This window comes from Paenibacillus sp. Y5S-9, from assembly GCF_036894235.1.
GTDB lineage: Bacteria > Bacillota > Bacilli > Paenibacillales > Paenibacillaceae > Paenibacillus.
Genome location: NZ_CP145887.1, coordinates 1113293 through 1129784, shown reverse-complemented (window position 1 = coordinate 1129784; position 16492 = coordinate 1113293). Strand labels below are relative to the sequence as shown.

Annotated in this window: 12 protein-coding genes; all 12 read right to left on the bottom strand. The window is 49.3% G+C overall.

Annotated elements, in window-relative coordinates; translation table 11 throughout:
• Window positions 1–110 precede the first annotated feature (110 nt).
• Window positions 111–1958 carry an IucA/IucC family protein gene (locus tag V6669_RS04925; protein ID WP_338591267.1) on the bottom strand — a complete coding sequence of 616 codons (1848 nt, stop codon included), beginning with the start codon at window positions 1956–1958 and terminating at the stop codon, window positions 111–113.
• Window positions 1918–3279 carry a type III PLP-dependent enzyme gene (locus V6669_RS04920; RefSeq protein WP_338591264.1) on the bottom strand — a complete coding sequence of 454 codons (1362 nt, stop codon included), beginning with the start codon at window positions 3277–3279 and terminating at the stop codon, window positions 1918–1920. The genes V6669_RS04925 and V6669_RS04920 overlap by 41 nt, the downstream gene beginning before the upstream one ends.
• Complete coding sequence (locus V6669_RS04915; RefSeq protein ID WP_338591261.1) at window positions 3276–4052, bottom strand: aldolase/citrate lyase family protein; 777 nt, start codon at window positions 4050–4052, stop codon at window positions 3276–3278. Before V6669_RS04915 ends, V6669_RS04920 begins: the two co-directional genes overlap by 4 nt.
• A complete protein-coding gene (locus V6669_RS04910) occupies window positions 4049–6061 on the bottom strand; it encodes an IucA/IucC family protein (RefSeq protein WP_338591259.1) in 2013 nt (670 codons plus the stop codon). Before V6669_RS04910 ends, V6669_RS04915 begins: the two co-directional genes overlap by 4 nt.
• Window positions 6036–7823, bottom strand: coding sequence for an IucA/IucC family protein (locus V6669_RS04905; RefSeq protein ID WP_338594841.1), 1788 nt, complete (start codon window positions 7821–7823; stop codon window positions 6036–6038). The genes V6669_RS04910 and V6669_RS04905 overlap by 26 nt, the downstream gene beginning before the upstream one ends.
• On the bottom strand, window positions 7801–9216 hold the full coding sequence (locus tag V6669_RS04900; RefSeq protein WP_338591257.1) for an MFS transporter: 1416 nt from the start codon (window positions 9214–9216) through the stop codon (window positions 7801–7803). Before V6669_RS04900 ends, V6669_RS04905 begins: the two co-directional genes overlap by 23 nt.
• Before the next feature lie 11 nt (window positions 9217–9227).
• The gene (locus V6669_RS04895; RefSeq protein WP_338591255.1) at window positions 9228–10583 is read right to left on the bottom strand and encodes a diaminobutyrate--2-oxoglutarate transaminase; all 1356 of its coding nucleotides are present in this window, start codon (window positions 10581–10583) and stop codon (window positions 9228–9230) included.
• Between the two features lie 181 nt (window positions 10584–10764).
• On the bottom strand, window positions 10765–11787 hold the full coding sequence (locus V6669_RS04890; protein WP_338591253.1) for a hypothetical protein: 1023 nt from the start codon (window positions 11785–11787) through the stop codon (window positions 10765–10767).
• A 553-nt stretch (window positions 11788–12340) separates the two neighbouring features.
• The gene (locus V6669_RS04885) at window positions 12341–13162 is read right to left on the bottom strand and encodes an ABC transporter ATP-binding protein (RefSeq protein WP_338591251.1); all 822 of its coding nucleotides are present in this window, start codon (window positions 13160–13162) and stop codon (window positions 12341–12343) included.
• Between the two features lie 13 nt (window positions 13163–13175).
• A complete protein-coding gene (locus tag V6669_RS04880) occupies window positions 13176–14219 on the bottom strand; it encodes an iron ABC transporter permease (protein WP_338591249.1) in 1044 nt (347 codons plus the stop codon).
• Window positions 14216–15229, bottom strand: coding sequence for an iron ABC transporter permease (locus V6669_RS04875; protein ID WP_338591247.1), 1014 nt, complete (start codon window positions 15227–15229; stop codon window positions 14216–14218). The genes V6669_RS04880 and V6669_RS04875 overlap by 4 nt, the downstream gene beginning before the upstream one ends.
• A 97-nt stretch (window positions 15230–15326) precedes the next feature.
• Complete coding sequence (locus V6669_RS04870; protein ID WP_338591245.1) at window positions 15327–16340, bottom strand: iron-siderophore ABC transporter substrate-binding protein; 1014 nt, start codon at window positions 16338–16340, stop codon at window positions 15327–15329.
• Window positions 16341–16492: the final 152 nt, after the last annotated feature.

Here is a 16492-nt window from a genome sequence, read left to right as displayed (position 1 = left end):
TAATTTATTACACTTCGAACTGCAAGATTATTGTTAAGCAAATCTAAAAGGTGACTTGAATTACCTCAAGTCACCTCTTCTTTGAATATGTTTTATACATCTTTAAATCTCTATCCCTTGTAAAAAGGGTTCCACCCTATGCCTTTGCCCGATGGCATCGCGCCAGGCACCCCGTCCGCTTCAAGCAGCGGACGGACAACTAATTTCACGGGCCACTCCTCGCTCTCGAATATCGCATGAGCAAGCGCGACCCGGTCGGATTCAGGAAGCTGCACTTGGTGCAGCGCTTCCTTCCAAGCCTGCTCCGTGATCTCCCATAACTTCGTTTCCGGGATGTGATACACCTCGCTAAGTGCCCCCATGATCGCAGCCAGATTCACCTGCGTCCCCAAAGACTGCACATAGAAAATCAGCTTCTGAACCGTCTCATTATACAGGCTGTTCGAGTAGCCTGGGCGAATATGATAGGCAGGGTCTGCAATGCCATGTTTGTCCAGATAAGGCTGATGCAGACGCACGGAATCATGATCGCGGAACAAGAGACCTTTTACCTCATTATCCTTCAACACCAGACAGCAGTTCTGACCATGAATCTCGGGTACAACGCCCACCTTGAACAGACGCATCACGATATCATAAAACGTAGTAGCTATACTCGTATAAAAGTCTAGGACATCCGCGCTGCTCAGGTTACCCCCCAGAATCTCGGTTAATAGATGATGCCCTTCCAGATTCACACCCAGTGCGGCCATTGGGATTACTTTGTAGGCTTCATTAAGCAATTCAGCGGGATATACACGAATCTGTGCAGCCAGATGCCGGGGATGATCATCGAACAGTCCCATGGATTCTGGCATCAAGCCCCACCAGTTCTGCTCTTCGCACATATACACCTTGTCCTTCAACGTCTCGTCACAGGCAACGGCCTGTCTTAACATCCGTTCTCCGGCAAGACCATTCAACAGTTTGACTACCGGAAGATAACGAGCAGCCCCAAGAGACAGCACACTAACCGGTAGCTTGAGCATTAGGGTGGATTCAGTTGACGGAGCCATCGAGCGCAGAGAGGATGTGGCCTGTACGTCGCCCACTTCTATGTCCAATACGACAATGCTGCCCTCTTCGATCTCCCCCGTGAAGCGAGGCAGTATCACATGTTCCAATTGCCACGGATGAACAGGCATGGGCAGATATTCGTCCAACGTGATCCCTTTTCGGGCAAACTCGGCTTCCACCACTCCGCGCTGAACATCGTCTAACATGTCCAAAATGGACAGTCCATCTTCGAAACCTTGCTGCACAGCATCCAGCCGTATAGCCACCCAGCGTAGCGAAATCGCCTTCCCGAATTCCGCTGCATACCGTGTGACATCTTCTGCATTAAATCCCACTTTGGCTTTGGATGATGGGTGAAATGGACGATCCCGCAATGCAGCAACACGTTCACCTTTGATAAACCATTCATAAGCAGATGCCGGAACGTTGGCGGACAGATACTGGACTTGTTCCCAGCCCAAAGCAAACTGCTCCACAGCAATGTCCAGACTAACCAGGAATTCCGCCACTCCGGGTTGTGCATAGGCTTCATCTGACAAAGCCCTCTGCAACACTGCACGTCCAACCTCTGCCGGAGAATCAAGTAGAACCCAGCTTCCATCTGCTTTCTCCTCGTAGATTGGTGAACCCTGAACCCATTGAGTCCCCTGTCTCACTCCTGTCTCAACCAGACACAGTACACCTTGAGTGTGCAATCTATAGCGAGACGCTACATTCTGATTGGTCTCTTCGCTGTCATATCCCTTGTACAATCGACGGAACGGTGCAGGTGCTTCGGCAAAATCAATGAATGGGTTATCCTCCAGTGGGAGTAATTGCTCCGACAAAAATGAATTCATCAGATCCGCCATAATCCGGCGTTCAGCGGCTTGCAGACTGGAACGCTTCATCAGTGTTGACATGATTATTGTCCTCCGTTAGATAATGGAATGCCGGGTGCGGATGCCCCAGAAAATCATGATGCGAGATGGTCCAGCAATAAGCCCCAGACTTTTCAAACAAAACAATATCTCCCACGCGCAGCAGTGCTACCTCCGCATCGGAATGCATGCGATCCTTGGGTGTGCATAGCTCACCTACGATATGGACTCGACGATCTCTTACCTCTGGACGGGCAAATGAATACTTCCAACGGTCCGTCTCCATAATCTGAAACGGATGGTTATGTCCCCATGAAGCAGGCAGTCGATTATGGTGCGTACCTCCCCTTAACACGGCAAAATACTGATCATGAGAGGTTTTGATATCCGTAACCTCTGCTGCGTAATACCCGTGGTCTGCCACCAGCAGTCGACCCGATTCAAAATACAGCTGACCTCCGCGTGAAGCAAGGCGCTCTCTGGCTTCACTTTGCTCCAGCAGGGAAGTGAACAAGGGCCAGTTGAATCCGGGACTGCCGTCGTAAGTCACACCAAACCCGCCTCCTGCATTCACCACTTCCACAGGAAGATCATACTGCTGCTGCCACTGCTCCACCTTCAGCAAATACAGCTCGATCATCTCGGCGTGCAGCCTGGCGTCCATATTGTTAGACAAAGAGTGAAAATGGAATCCGCTTAACCGAACCACACCCGCGCCTTCCACACGAATGAGTTCAATCGCTTCTTCCACCGCCTCTTCATCGATTCCAAAAGGACTCGGCCCACCGCCCATGACAATCTTCGTCCGGGGTAACGTACTGCTTCGCAGATTGATTCGGAGCAGAATACGAACCTCCTGCGCTTGCTTCTGTCCTTGAATCAGTTCCTCGCCATACTCTTGCGCATATCTCTGCTCCTGCTTCAGTTCCCACTCATGCCTTTGCCTGCTCCCCTGCTCATGCTCCTTCGCTCTCTCTTTCGCAATCGCAATGATGCGCCGCAACTCCAGCAGACTCTCCACATGGATGTAGCTCACGCCATGCTCGATCGCCAGACGCAGCTCACTCTCCTTTTTACCCGGACCTCCAAACAGAATCGGAACCTCACGGCTTACAGCTCTAACCTTGAGCAACTCTCCAATTGAAGCCACTTCAAAGCCCTTCACAACTGGAAGCAATGCCTCAATAATCCGCGGATCTGGATTTGCCTTAATAGCGTAGAACAACTGTGTGTTGCCGGGCATGCTGCCCAACATCTGACGTACCTGTTCCTGAATGCCAGCCAGATCGTAGACATACGCACATACCGGTTCTTCCATTCTGCGTTGCAGTTCATCCATCGCCTGCCATACACTAGGTTTCATATCTGCCCACCCGCATTCCTGTAGTCATTCCGTTTTTGGGCATACGCCCGAAACGCCGTATTCCGATCATCACCCAGCACGTATATATGGACTCCCCGCTCATCCCAGAGTGACATGTCTTCCACACCTCTGATGACCGTTGCATAAGGTACTTCGCACTGTTGCGCAGTAGCATGCAATTCATCCAGCGCACGTCTCACATCCGGGTGCTCTGTCTGCCATGGCACGCCGAGGGATTGAGACATATCCGCTGCCCCTTCCAATACAAAACTCACCTGAGGGTGAGACAGAATCTGTGCACTTTGCCGAACGCCCTCCACACTTTCGATCATGGGAACAACCATCACCTGTTGGTTTGCTTCCTCAATGTATCCCGTGAGCGGATATTTCCCAAATACACCGGGTCGACCACTATTCAAGCTACGCATGCCAACCGGATGATAGTAGGCGTAACGAATCGCTTCCTCCACCTGCTCCAGTTGCTCGACATGTGGAATAACGATACCTTGGGCGCCACAGTCCAGCACTTTAAGAATCTCCGCTCGCTCCACTTTCGAGATACGTACCAGCGGGGTTAGGCCGACTAGTTCCGCCGCACGGACCAACTCTTCCACCGATTCCATCGATGTTGCGGCATGTTCCAGGTCAATAATGACAAAATCATATTCCGCATGTCCGATCATCTCAATGATGACCGGGTGTGGTATGGATACAAAAAGGCCATAGACAGGCTGTTTGCGTGCAATTTTTTCCTTCAGCGTGTTAATCCTCATTCGACGATTCCCTTTAATTCGGGTGTTCTCTTTGATTCAAGTGCATCCTTTGATATTTTGAGCGGATTGCTCGCTTTGCGGAAATATAACTCTCCATCCCCATACAGACGGCGCTTGGTCATCTCTTCGATCAGTGCATCTTCGGCAAAAAGGTCAAATGCCACAAACCGTTTCGTATACTCCGGGTGCTCTCGCTGATAATCTACAATTACACCTGCGCACAGCTGCCAGAACGTTTCCTCTGACAAACCAAACTTCTCCAAAGCCAGCGCAATATCCGTCATACAGATAAAGAAGAATGCGTCATACGTATAGTCACGGACTTCCGACACATCTCCGGCATAGATGAATGAATACCGATTGAACTTGCGGTGGGTTTCCGGCTCCGGGTTCAGCTTCGGTGCCCGTTCCGGGTGCAACAGTTGATCCGGTACATAGCGAACACCATCATGCAGATCCTTGATAATGATTCGTTTTGGCAGATCATCTTCCAGTACCAAAATAATATTTTGAGCATGAGATTCCAGCGCAATCCCGTGTGCATAGAGCAGATGAATAATCGGCAGTGTAACTGTGCGAACCAGAGCCTCGCTCCACTTTTCCACACCATGTCGTTCTACAGCATCCTGGATAAATGGAACACCATCCTGTTGTACCAACATCAGCGCATTCAGCGGCCACGCCGTCTCAACTGGCTTCAGATGACCAGATACATTCTCCCGCCAGATGGCACCGAGCGTACCGTATGCACGTCCATACTGGGTTGCAGGCAACTGCTCATATCGGAACGACAGCCCCATAATTTCTTTTAAAATGCCAAACTGCGCCTGCTGTAACAGCTCATCTTCACGAACGAGATTATCCAGCCAATCGCTGATCAATGGCGCGTTCTGGGTCGTATGCTGTGCCAGAATACGGGTGCTCGACGTGTTGGTGATGCTGAGTGCCAGTTTGATGTAAGGGGCTTCCGGATTCATCCGGTTCGAGAGTGAACGGATCGACTGCTGCGCGCGATAGGGCGAAGACGATGGACCGAGGTACACGATGTCCCCATCCATCAGCTGACGGGCATATACCGACTCCAACTGATGCTCCCACTGCCATGGATGAACCGGAATGAATACATATCGATCACCAATGTCAGAACCTATTCCTATACCAACCTTGCCGTCTTCATTACCCGAACTACGGACTGTTTCGCCTTTTTCACAAACTGCCTCATGAAGCTTCGCTTGGATTGTCTCTCCAACGCTTTCACCAACCTCGGCACTGCTCCCAAACTGATCTGCAGTCGCCGCATATGCGTTGGCGGTCTCACCCGTGTCCGTACGACCTTGTTGTTGCAGGATCTGTTGAAATCGCTGCATATCCTCTGCGGTCAGATGTTGCCCCACCAATTTTTCAGAGCTATACCCTGCGGATACAGCGGTCTGAGCAAATTCTTTTTTCACAGCAACCCAGACTAATGCAACCTCCAAGTTAAATTCAGGGCCATAGGCCAGATTGTCTTTCAAAGAAAATCCTAACCTCGACTTATAGCTCGGATGATACAGATGACCGTCGGTCATGTGACTTTCAAGCGCATCATAATGCCGATCCTCACTCGGAATATTCAAGGGTAATGTGGCCCGGCACTGACTGTCCTTTGCCATCGTTTCGAGCAGTTCCTGGATAAAAGCCGTGACATTTGCACCCTTCAAAGCGTTTAGCACAATTTCCTCCAAAAACAGATCCAGATCGGTGCAGAGTAAGCCTTCCCTTTGAATCGAACCCTTCTTCACCTTCACCCGGCCAAATGAAAACTTTCGCTCCGCTTCACACGTGTACGCCACAGAATCGCCGGAAGATGTAAGGCCGCTGGTTCGCCATTCGCTCCCACTTACATGACTGTCCAGAATGCCTTCGAACCACATCGCCTCCAACGTCTGCCGCATAATCCGTTCCTGTACACCCACGTATACTGCTTCTGTCCTGCCGCCTGCTTCAGCCCTGTATCCCACGACTCCCACGCACTTCACTCCCTATTCGTTTCATTACATTGCTCACCGGCACGTAGGCCGGGGTCTGGCTAATCCCCCTTAGACAACTCACCAAATTTTGTTTGGCCAGAAATGCATCCGTTGTCAGCAGATGTTGCACATATGCATTGCCCGTTCTTTCCAGTTCCTCCACAAGCACCTCACGTACTTGCTTCCAGAAATGCTCCTCCGGGAGGTTCACATCTCGCGCCATGGCATGAATCAGAGACCCAAGGTGATTGACGATAAAATAGTACGATGTCCGCGCCCAGGCTTTCTCTCGCGAATAAAATAATAAATCGGACGCAGCATGATCCTGCTCACTTATAAGTTCCTCATCTACACTGACCCCTTCCAGATCGCGGACGATAAACTCCACAGGCAACCCATCCTTTAAGGTCACAAGGGTATTCTGCAAATGGGCTTCAAAATGAATGCCTTTCTCTCCCGCCGCTCGTACAATCGGCAGCAGAGAACATTGCAGATATCGATCCAGCCAGCGCTCAGCTATGTCACGTCCACCACCCAGCATCGTCATCAGTCTCGACCGCATCCCGGGAAGTGGTGACTCAACCAGACTGGATAAGACATGCGTATTCTCAACATCAAACTCAATGGGCCGATAAGCTATCGTAAACAGACTGGTTAACTCTTCATCTTCAAAAGCACAAGTGGCTACACCTGTCTCATACGCAATATGTGTGTTCGGTTCAGCAACGAAGCAGTCATGCTGCCTGACGTACTTGGAGGCATCCAGTGTTCTGCGCATCTGCTCGGCACTATTGGTGCGAATCATGTTGGTGATCTGCATATTCAGTGACAACTTGATATTGCAGTTCCATTCGGGAACATAAACTGTACGGACCGAAGAGGTTGGATAGACGGTTGGTCCCGCACTGCCGAGCAGAATTAATTTTTGATCTCGAATATAGTGCTGTATCTCGGTCAACCGTGATATGTACGCGTATTGCCATGGATGGACAGGCAGCAGCCCATACATTCCACTCTTTTCTTTTAAAATAGGCTCCACATGGCTCTGCAGGAGGTCATGCAAATCCATTGCCGCGTCGTCATCCACCCATTCCTGCATATAGACATCCTGTCTCACAGCGATATAACAGAGTTGAAATGATGTCCGTAACTCCGGGCTGTACTTCTGTACATCCTGCTTGCTGAAGCCTTTGGAGTTCTTCGGAAACGGATGGAAAGGGTGACCATACAACAGTGACTGTTCCGATGTGCGATAGTCGTGGATGTCGAGACCGGCCGCTTGTTCGATATACAATGTAAGGTTACCGACACTGTTATCTACCTTTTGTGCAAAATCTCTGGCATACGCCGCCTCTACGCGATTCGTATTCTCATCCCATGGATGTACATTCTCCAGCTCAAGTGAACTCTTCATCTCCATCACACTTTTCTTCATTCCATGTTGATCCCAACTCGCCCCCTGTTCCCCATTCCCGCTTAGCTCAGATGTGATCCAATGAACCAGGTCGCTATAATGCACCGCTTCCCCGCCAGATTCCATGCTGAGGTATTCATGCTCCCCCATGGCAGAGTAATAAGACAAGCGTCCTGTCACCTTCACCCTACTAGCTTGAAAAGCAACAGCGTACGTCAGCGTACTCGGATTGATACGAATATCGCTTTCCTTCTCTAGCGCAAGCTCACGGATGTAACAGTTCAACAGCAGCTTGCACGAATGTTCATGGGCCTGCTGCTCAGCTTCAGACCGGAGCTTGTTTTCCATCTCGAACAATGATGCCAACCTTCTTTCGGGTTATAAGTAAGACCAGGGGAAGTGTAAGCAGTATGGCGCAGCCAAGTCCGATACAGATCTCTTTGAGCGCTCCCCATTTTGCCATCTCCATGGACGTTCCTGCCCCGGCAAGCCATTGCCAACGCATATCGTAATACAGGGTCAAGCCCATCACCGCAAACGAAGAAGCCAGACGCTCAATCGTGGTTGATAACACCGAGCCTTCGTGCATGTCTTCGTCCGGTAATGCTTGCAGACCAATCGCAGAGATGCTCATGCCTGACAGACCAACACCAATTCCACGCCACGCCATGAGCATACCGATGATCCATATTGACGCTCCCATGGGCAGAACCGCAAACGATAAGATCGATATCGAAACCAGCAACGTCCCCCATGCGATAAAATGCATGGACCGACCGCGATCCAGCAAGCTGCCGCCAATCCACATGAATAGACTTGTACAGATCGATAAGGGAATGAACAGTGCACCGGACAGGGCCGGCGATAGGTGGAAAACGTCCTGGAACAATAACGGCAATGCAAAGATCACGCCAAACATGACACAATCCTGAATAGTCGAGATCAATACCGTCAGCGGAAAGACAGCATTACGCCGCAACAACTGGTACCGGATCAGTGGTTCCTTGCGACTGTTCTCGGTCTGGACAAAACGAATGAGCAGCACCACACCGAGCGCAATCAGCATCCATGGTACCCATACTGCCACGACAGGACTTGCGTACAACTGTACCCCCAGACTAAGGGCACCTACCGAGCAGATCAGGAGCATGACACTGGTCGGATGCCATTTTTTCCTGCGGGCAGGAATATAGGTCTGAATGACTCGACCGCAGCCGATCAACGAGAACACAGCCAGTGGCACATTGAGCCAGAACAACATTTCAAGCCGTCCATACTGAATGATGAAACCACCCAGCGTTGGACCGGCAGCCGGAGCCAGCATAAGCAGCAAGCCCCACGCTCCGGTAATTCGTCCCCTTACCTCCGGTCCGTAGACGTCAAACAGCAACACAAGTGATAGCGGAATCATCAGCCCCGCGGCAACGCCATGCATGAAACGAACCAGCAACAGTACCTCAATAGAGTGATAAAACAACGCACCTGCTACCGAGAACAGTCCATAGATACTGATGCCCAACATATACGTCTGCTTACGCCCCAGTCGGTCCACAATCAGGGAAGCCAGCGGCATTGTTAACGTCATGGCGAGCATGTACAGCGCGATAATCCATCCGCCTGCTGTGGTAGAGATCTGATAGTATTGCACAAAATAAGGCAGCAGCAGGTTAAATGCACTGTTGGTCAGTACCAGCGAAAAGGCACCGATCAGAATCGCGAGTAATACTGCATGCCTTTTCATCAGGAATAGCTTCAACATGCAGCCGTTGCTAAGGCAATCGCTTCAGCTACCGATTTCTCAAAGATCGCCAGGATTGCACTCGTTTCTTGCTCCGTAATATTCAGCGGCGGCAGAAAACGAACAACAGCTGAATGACGCCCGCCCAGTTCCACAATTAATCCATTCTTGAAACATTCACGCTGAATAGACTCAGCCAGCGAACCATTAGGCAGATAATGTCCCAGACGATCCTTGCTTCCTGCCGGATTAACCACCTCAACACCAATCATCAACCCTCTGCCACGCACATCACCAATCTCTGCATACTGCTCTTTCAATGCATTCAGTTGATTCATGAACTGCTCACTGCGCAGATGAACGTTGTGTAGAACATCCTGTTCCCGAATATAACGAAGTGTCGCAAGTCCCGCTGCCATGGCCAGCTGATTGCCACGGAACGTACCTGTGTGTGCACCAGGTTGCCATTGGTCCAGCTCTTCCCGGTAGATGACAACAGACATAGGCAGACTTCCGCCAACGGCTTTGGAGCAGATGATTACATCAGGTACAATTCCGGCATGTTCAAATGAAAACATCCGCCCTGTCCGTCCAATGCCTGTCTGCACTTCGTCGATGATGAGCGGAATGCTTCGCTCTGCTGTGATTCGGCGCAGCTCCCTCAGCCATTCAATGTCTGCCGGAATCGCCCCGCCTTCGCCCTGAACCGTTTCCACAATGACCCCACACGGTGCGGCAATACCGCTCTCGCAATCATCGAGCAGGTTCTCGATATACTGTGCGCTCAACCGGGCCGTCATGCCTTCACCAACACCAAATGGGCAGCGGTATTCATAAGGAAACGGCAGAAAATGAACATCGGGTAGCAGGCTTTGCAAATGCTGTTTCTTGCTCAGGTTGCCACTCATCGACATCGTCGCTTGTGTTGAACCGTGATAACCTCCTTGAAAGGCAAGAATGGACTTGCCACCTGTTGCATGTTTGACCAGCTTAATGGCTGCTTCTACTGCATCGGCTCCGGTTGGACCACAGAACTGGATTTTGGCTTTGTCTCGCATCTCTGCCGGAAGAATGGAAAACAGTTCTTGCATATATGCAAGCTTCAGCGGCGTTGCCAAATCCAGTGTATGAAGCGGAATCTGCTGATCCAGAACATCGCGAATGGCGTTGACCACCGTGTCATGGTTATGCCCCAGCGCCAATGTTCCTGCACCAGCCAGGCAATCGTAGAATACGCGGCCTTCCGTATCGGTAATCTTCACCCCTTGGGCCTTGCTAATGACAAGCGGGAAATGTCTGGGGTACGATCTTGCATTGGATTCCTTCTCATTTTGCATCTTCAGATATTCCGTCTGCACCTCTACTGACATAGCCCTCTAACGCTCCTTATAATCGATTCAGGCTGAACCTGCTGCCTGTGATTCTTGTTCTTCATTTTGCATATGACATGGTATTGGTTCAAAATCATGTAAGGTCCGAATTATACATAATGGTATCCGTCATCTGTTATCCGTTATCCGTTATCCGTTATACATTGTCATCTATACGTTGTTATAAGCTATACATTTTATATTCAAGTTGCTCCTGACACAGGTATTCCAGGTATAACCGAACCACATCACGAGTTGTTCCACCATGGGGAAAGACGTGGTGCGTCAGATCTGGCAAGGCGTTCACTTCCAGAATGCCCCCTTGTTCTCTGGAGATTGGAGTGCGGATATCACAACAACGAACATCGACTCCTGCTACATCAATCTGAAGAGTTTTGGCCGCTTGAATGATCATTCGGGCATTTTCAGGATGAATGATTTCGGTACAATCCTTGTAGAATTCACTGATTTTTCCGGCGGCAGAATTGCGGAGATCATATAACTCGATTTCTTTTCCAGCGGCAGGAACTTCATCCAGAGTTGTCCCTTGTGCATGTAATACCTCCAGCACTCGTTCCGTTTCTACATCAACCTGAGGAAAAGCTTCATACTCGCCAATGGGTGTCATCTCGATTCGTTCCTGATTCAACTGCTCAATTAACGCCCGAACGGTTGAAGTCCCGTCTCCCTCGACATAGACAGGTCGATACTCATTCACAGCGGCTACTTCACCGTTAATAACCAGCACTCTGTAATCGATTCCGGTCACATATTGCTGCAACATAATACTGCTGCCATGGACACTCGCAAGACGAATGGCTGCCTCCAGTTCATCTGGAGTACGCACATCCAGCGTCACGCCCATGCTGCTGCTCGCATCCAGCGGTTTCACTACAATGGAACCATATCTATTCAGAAAAGCTACTGCTTCGCTCCCCATCTCCGGGATCACAATAAACGATGGTACAGGCATTCCCTGTTCATGCAGCAACATATTACATGCCTGCTTGTTCTTCGCGAGCAGTCCAGCGATTAACGGCAGACGATGAGATCTGGTTTTGTTAATGATGATCTGCCTGTCCCCTACAGACAGCTTCAGAAAATCTTCGCATCCCTCAAGAAGTGGCTCACAGGTGATGCCCATTTCTCTCGCTTTGCTTATAATGAGTCGGTTTTGCAGATTATGAATCCCTTTCGGAAACACTGAAAATCCTCCTCGATCGAATGAAGGTACTCGCTCCTATATAAGTTGAATTAAAGATTATTTACGCTGACACTACAATGACAGAACAACCTTCCAATCGCTGTTATCCCCAGATTTTTTGATTCCCTTTTCTCAAGGGAAAAATCCGGGGATAAAGGCGAACGCTTCGCTTTTTCAGGTTTTTTCTGTCCTCTCCGTTGCATGTAAATGATTAATTCAACTTATATTGCTCATACGTTCATCAATTTTTATTTTAATTATATGCTGATACCGATATTGATAATGATTATCAATATCATATAAAATCTATTTTATGGCAATTCGATCTATATTGTCAATAATAAACTTTTAAGGAAAAATAAGATTTAATTTAGTGTAGGTTTGAGTCGAAGTAGACATGCTTTTATCGAATAATAGGCACAACAAACCGGGCAAGCCTGGGGCATGGTTTTACCAACGGCTTGCCTAATTTGTCATCTGTATGATCATACAATGGAGTTGATTTGGAGTTTTGAATAACTATTGAACGAATCAAAAGCAGACTTTCTGATCCTCAAGCCAGTTGTGTATAACGCTGTTCTCCATTCAGCTTCCTTCCCCGTCCATGCGGGATACAGGTTGGTGTGCCGAACAGTGGATCGATTGCAATCTCACACTCCATCTGGAAGACTTTACGGACCATGTCCTGTGTAACAATATCTTCCGGTTTACCTTCTGCGTAGATGGACTTGTTGTGAACAGCCACAATGTGATGCGCATAACGACATGCCAGATTCAGATCATGAAGTACCATAACAATCGTGCGTCCTTCCCGTTCATTCAGCTCAAACAACAGATCGAGGATATCAATCTGATGTGTCATATCCAGATAGGTTGTTGGTTCATCCAGCAGCAGCGTTTCGGTGCCCTGCGCGAGGGTCATCGCAATCCAGGCACGCTGACGCTGCCCACCAGACAATGCATCCACAGGCCGATCCGCGAGTTCAGTCAGATGTGTGGACTCCAGTGCCAGCTTGACCATACGCTCATCCTCTCGTGACCATTGCTTCAACCATGTTTGATGTGGATAACGTCCTTGCTTAACCAGTTGATTCACCGTCAAGCCTTCCGGAGCGGTCGGGCCCTGTGGCAGGATGGACATGCGTCTTGAAATTTCCTTGGTTGGCAGCTTTGCAATCTCTTCGCCATCCAGCAGCACCGAACCGGAGCTGGATTTCAGCAACCGGGCCATCGTACGCAGCAGCGTAGATTTGCCACAGCCGTTGCTGCCAATCAGGACAGTAATCTGTCCCTTGGGAATGATCAGGTTCAAATTTTCAATAATGGGATCTGCTCCATAGGAGATCGTAAGCTCCTTGGCTTCCAGAATACTCACAGCTCTCTCCTCCTCAAAACTGATTTCGATTCTTGAATAACAAATACAGGAAAAATGGTGCGCCTACACCTGCAGTGAATACCCCTGCGGGAACGTCAAGCGGTAGAAAGGCCGTACGGGCTATGAGATCTGCGGCAAATACAAGCAGAGCACCAACCAGTCCGGACACGATCAGCATACTGCCAAACATCCGGCCAACCAGCTTCCGAGCAATATGTGGAGCAATTAGACCAACAAAACCAATGGTTCCGGCAACCGCCACGGCAATTCCTGCCAGCAGTACACTGCATAACAGCAATGCAGAACGATGCCACTGTACCGTTACACCCAGCCCTGTGGCCAGATCGTCCCCGAATTCTTGTGCATTCAGGCTGCGGGCGAACCAGATCGCCAAAGGAACAACAATAATGATAACCGGGAGAATGGTTCGGACATCGGTCCAGGATGCTCCGTACACACTTCCAGTCAGCCAGATATAGGCTTGACCTGCCGTGTAGAACGGACTCAGGATCAACATAAAGGTTGTTCCAGCTCCGGTAATGGCTGACACTCCTATCCCGATCAGCACCAGGCGGATCGGACTGACTCCCTTTTTCCAAGCAAACATATAGATAATCAATGCCGTCACAATTGCGCCAGCGATGGCGAACAGTGGTAACAACTTGATGCTCACCGCTCCGCCCAGCAATGTAACAAAACCTACAGCCGCAACAGCTGCACCGCCAGTAATACCGATGACATCCGGTGATGCCAGCGGGTTACGGATAATACCTTGCAGGAGCGCACCTGACATACCGAGGGCTGCTCCTACGAGCAGAGATAATAACACCCGTGGCAGTCTTAAGGTCAGCACGACGAAGTCATGCTCCCCTTCATTCAGACCAAATATCGTTCGAAGCACATCCAGCGGAGAAATAAAGTCACTGCCTACACTGGTACCGACCACTCCTGCCATCAGGAACAAGAGGATACATACACTGATGACAACCAATGATTTTCGTTCCATTTGCACCGAAACGGTGTCTTTTTTGTTGCGGAAAGTCAACAGCTTCCTCATATCTTCGTCACCCCCTTGCGGGCAATATAGACGAAGAAGGGTCCGCCAATCAGTGCAGTCATGACACCGAGTGGAACTTCCTGCGGCATGATCACCAGCCGTGCAACCACATCCGCGGATAGCAGCAGAATCGCTCCCCCTACAATAGAGTAAGGAACGAGCCAGCGGTAATCGTTGCCTACCAGTGCACGCATGATATGCGGGACAACCAGACCAACAAGACCGATTGAGCCGGCTACGGCAACTGAACCACCCGCCAGCAACACAGTAACAATTCCCATGAGCACCTTGACCAAAAGTACATTCTGTCCCATCCCTTTGGCGATATCGTCACCCGTCAAGAGTAGATTGATGGCTCTGCCCATGAACAGAGCGACAATAGCTGCGGCTGTCATGTATGGCAGAACAGGATATAACATTTCCAACGTCCGACCACTTACTGAACCGGCAAGCCAAAACAGTACATCCTGCAATCCGGTTCCATCGAGCACCAAAATGGCCTGTGTGAACGAGGCAAATAACGCGGAGATTGCCGTACCTGCCAATACAATTTTGATTGGTGTCAGGCCATCACGACCGAGGGAACCTAGCCCATATACAATTGCCGCGGCTACAGCAGCACCTGCAAAACCAAACCACATCATGGTGGTGAGCGAAGATACGGACAATACAACAATGGCAATAACAATAAAAAAGATCGCACCTGCATTGATCCCGAACACACTTGGTGATGCCAGCGGGTTACGTGTCAATGCCTGCATCAGTCCACCTGCCACGGCCAAACTTGCTCCTACAACAGCAGCAATCACTGTACGTGGCAACCGTTCCGTCAGCAGAACCACATGTTCCACAGAACTCTCGTCATAGAATTGCAGTGCATCCCATGCCATCTGAAACGTGATATGCGTGCGTCCCAGAATCATACTAGCTAGACAGGCAAATAGAAGTAATATGAATAAACCAGCCAGCCCATAGATCTTGGCGCTTGCCTTTGTAAAAAGGGGAAACATACTCTCACTCTTTCATCTGTAAAATGAAAAAGGACCTGCCTGCCCATACACTTCGTTAACGAATGTCCTGGTGCATGGCAGGTCCTGCTCCTGTTAGTTAGTTCAGGTTGAACTGCTTATATAGATCGTCCAGCATCATGTTGGCCGATGTGTATCCACCTGCCATGTTCCAGGCCACTTCATCGACTTGAACCAGTTGATTGTTCTTGACTGCATCAAGGTTTTTCCACAGAGGACTGCTAGTCCAATCATCATAATTTTTCTGAATCGCATCGGTTTCGGTGCCTGAATTGAAGTTAAAGATCATGTCTGCATTCATATCCGGAATGTTCTCTTTGGAAGTCAATTCAACGCCCCATGTATCTGCATCATGTCCTTCGGGTCTGGTGAATCCGAGCTCATTCAGAATTTTACCTGCATAACCCATGTAGAAAATACGAACCTGATCTGCTCTAAAGTTCGTAATGGTTGCTTCGATTGGCAGACGATCACCCATCTTCTCTTTGAAATCTGCTACACGGGCATCCCAATCAGACAACAGTTTATCCGACTGCTCAACCGTATTCATCGCTTCACCCGCTATTTTCACCGTTTCTTTCCAATCAAACAGCGTCTCCGTCACTACCGTTGGTGCGATCTGGGACAATTGCTCATAAATCTCTTCATGTCTGATCTTCGTAGCAATAATCAAGTCCGGTTTCAACTTGTTGATCTCTTCCAGATTGGGCTGGGATTCCTGACCCACTTGTGTTACTCCGTCCAGATCTGCTCTCAGATATTCGTAGACTGGCTGCTGAACCCAGGATTCAACCACGCCAGTCGGTTTCACGCCAAGTGCAACGACAACATCATTCGCACCTTGGAACAGTGTAACAATCTTTTGCGGAGTTCCCTTGATTGTGGTTTCGCCCATAGCATGTTTGATCACTCGGGTCTGATCTTCAGTCGCACTGGCACTTGCATCACTTTCATTATTGCTCTCATTGCTGCTTGCAGCTTGGCTGGATGTATTCGTTGTCTCAGCACTTCCACTCGAAGCACAGCCAGCAAGTAGTGAAATCATCAGAATAAGTGCTGCATAAATGTATAGCTTTTTCTTTACTTTATACATGAAATCCGTCTCCCCTTTTTTATGTAAATGATATTGAATCTCATTATCAATTGTATTGTAATGGAGATGAAATCATTATACAAGCATTTTATTTGGAAAAACTTCTCACTCCCTGTCGAACTCTGAAACTTCATAAAACAACATTAAAGAAA

Bases quoted from the DNA above. Each gene is read 5' to 3' on its own strand.
- V6669_RS04895 (WP_338591255.1), bottom strand. From the start codon at position 10,583: ATGTCAGTAGAGGTGCAGACGGAATATCTGAAGATGCAAAATGAGAAG.
- V6669_RS04875 (WP_338591247.1), bottom strand. From the start codon at position 15,229: ATGTTTCCCCTTTTTACAAAGGCAAGCGCCAAGATCTATGGGCTGGCT.
- V6669_RS04920 (WP_338591264.1), bottom strand. From the start codon at position 3,279: ATGAAACCTAGTGTATGGCAGGCGATGGATGAACTGCAACGCAGAATG.
- V6669_RS04900 (WP_338591257.1), bottom strand. From the start codon at position 9,216: ATGAAAAGGCATGCAGTATTACTCGCGATTCTGATCGGTGCCTTTTCG.
- V6669_RS04925 (WP_338591267.1), bottom strand. From the start codon at position 1,958: ATGTCAACACTGATGAAGCGTTCCAGTCTGCAAGCCGCTGAACGCCGG.
- V6669_RS04880 (WP_338591249.1), bottom strand. From the start codon at position 14,219: ATGAGGAAGCTGTTGACTTTCCGCAACAAAAAAGACACCGTTTCGGTG.
- V6669_RS04915 (WP_338591261.1), bottom strand. From the start codon at position 4,052: ATGAGGATTAACACGCTGAAGGAAAAAATTGCACGCAAACAGCCTGTC.
- V6669_RS04870 (WP_338591245.1), bottom strand. From the start codon at position 16,340: ATGTATAAAGTAAAGAAAAAGCTATACATTTATGCAGCACTTATTCTG.
- V6669_RS04905 (WP_338594841.1), bottom strand. From the start codon at position 7,823: ATGGAAAACAAGCTCCGGTCTGAAGCTGAGCAGCAGGCCCATGAACAT.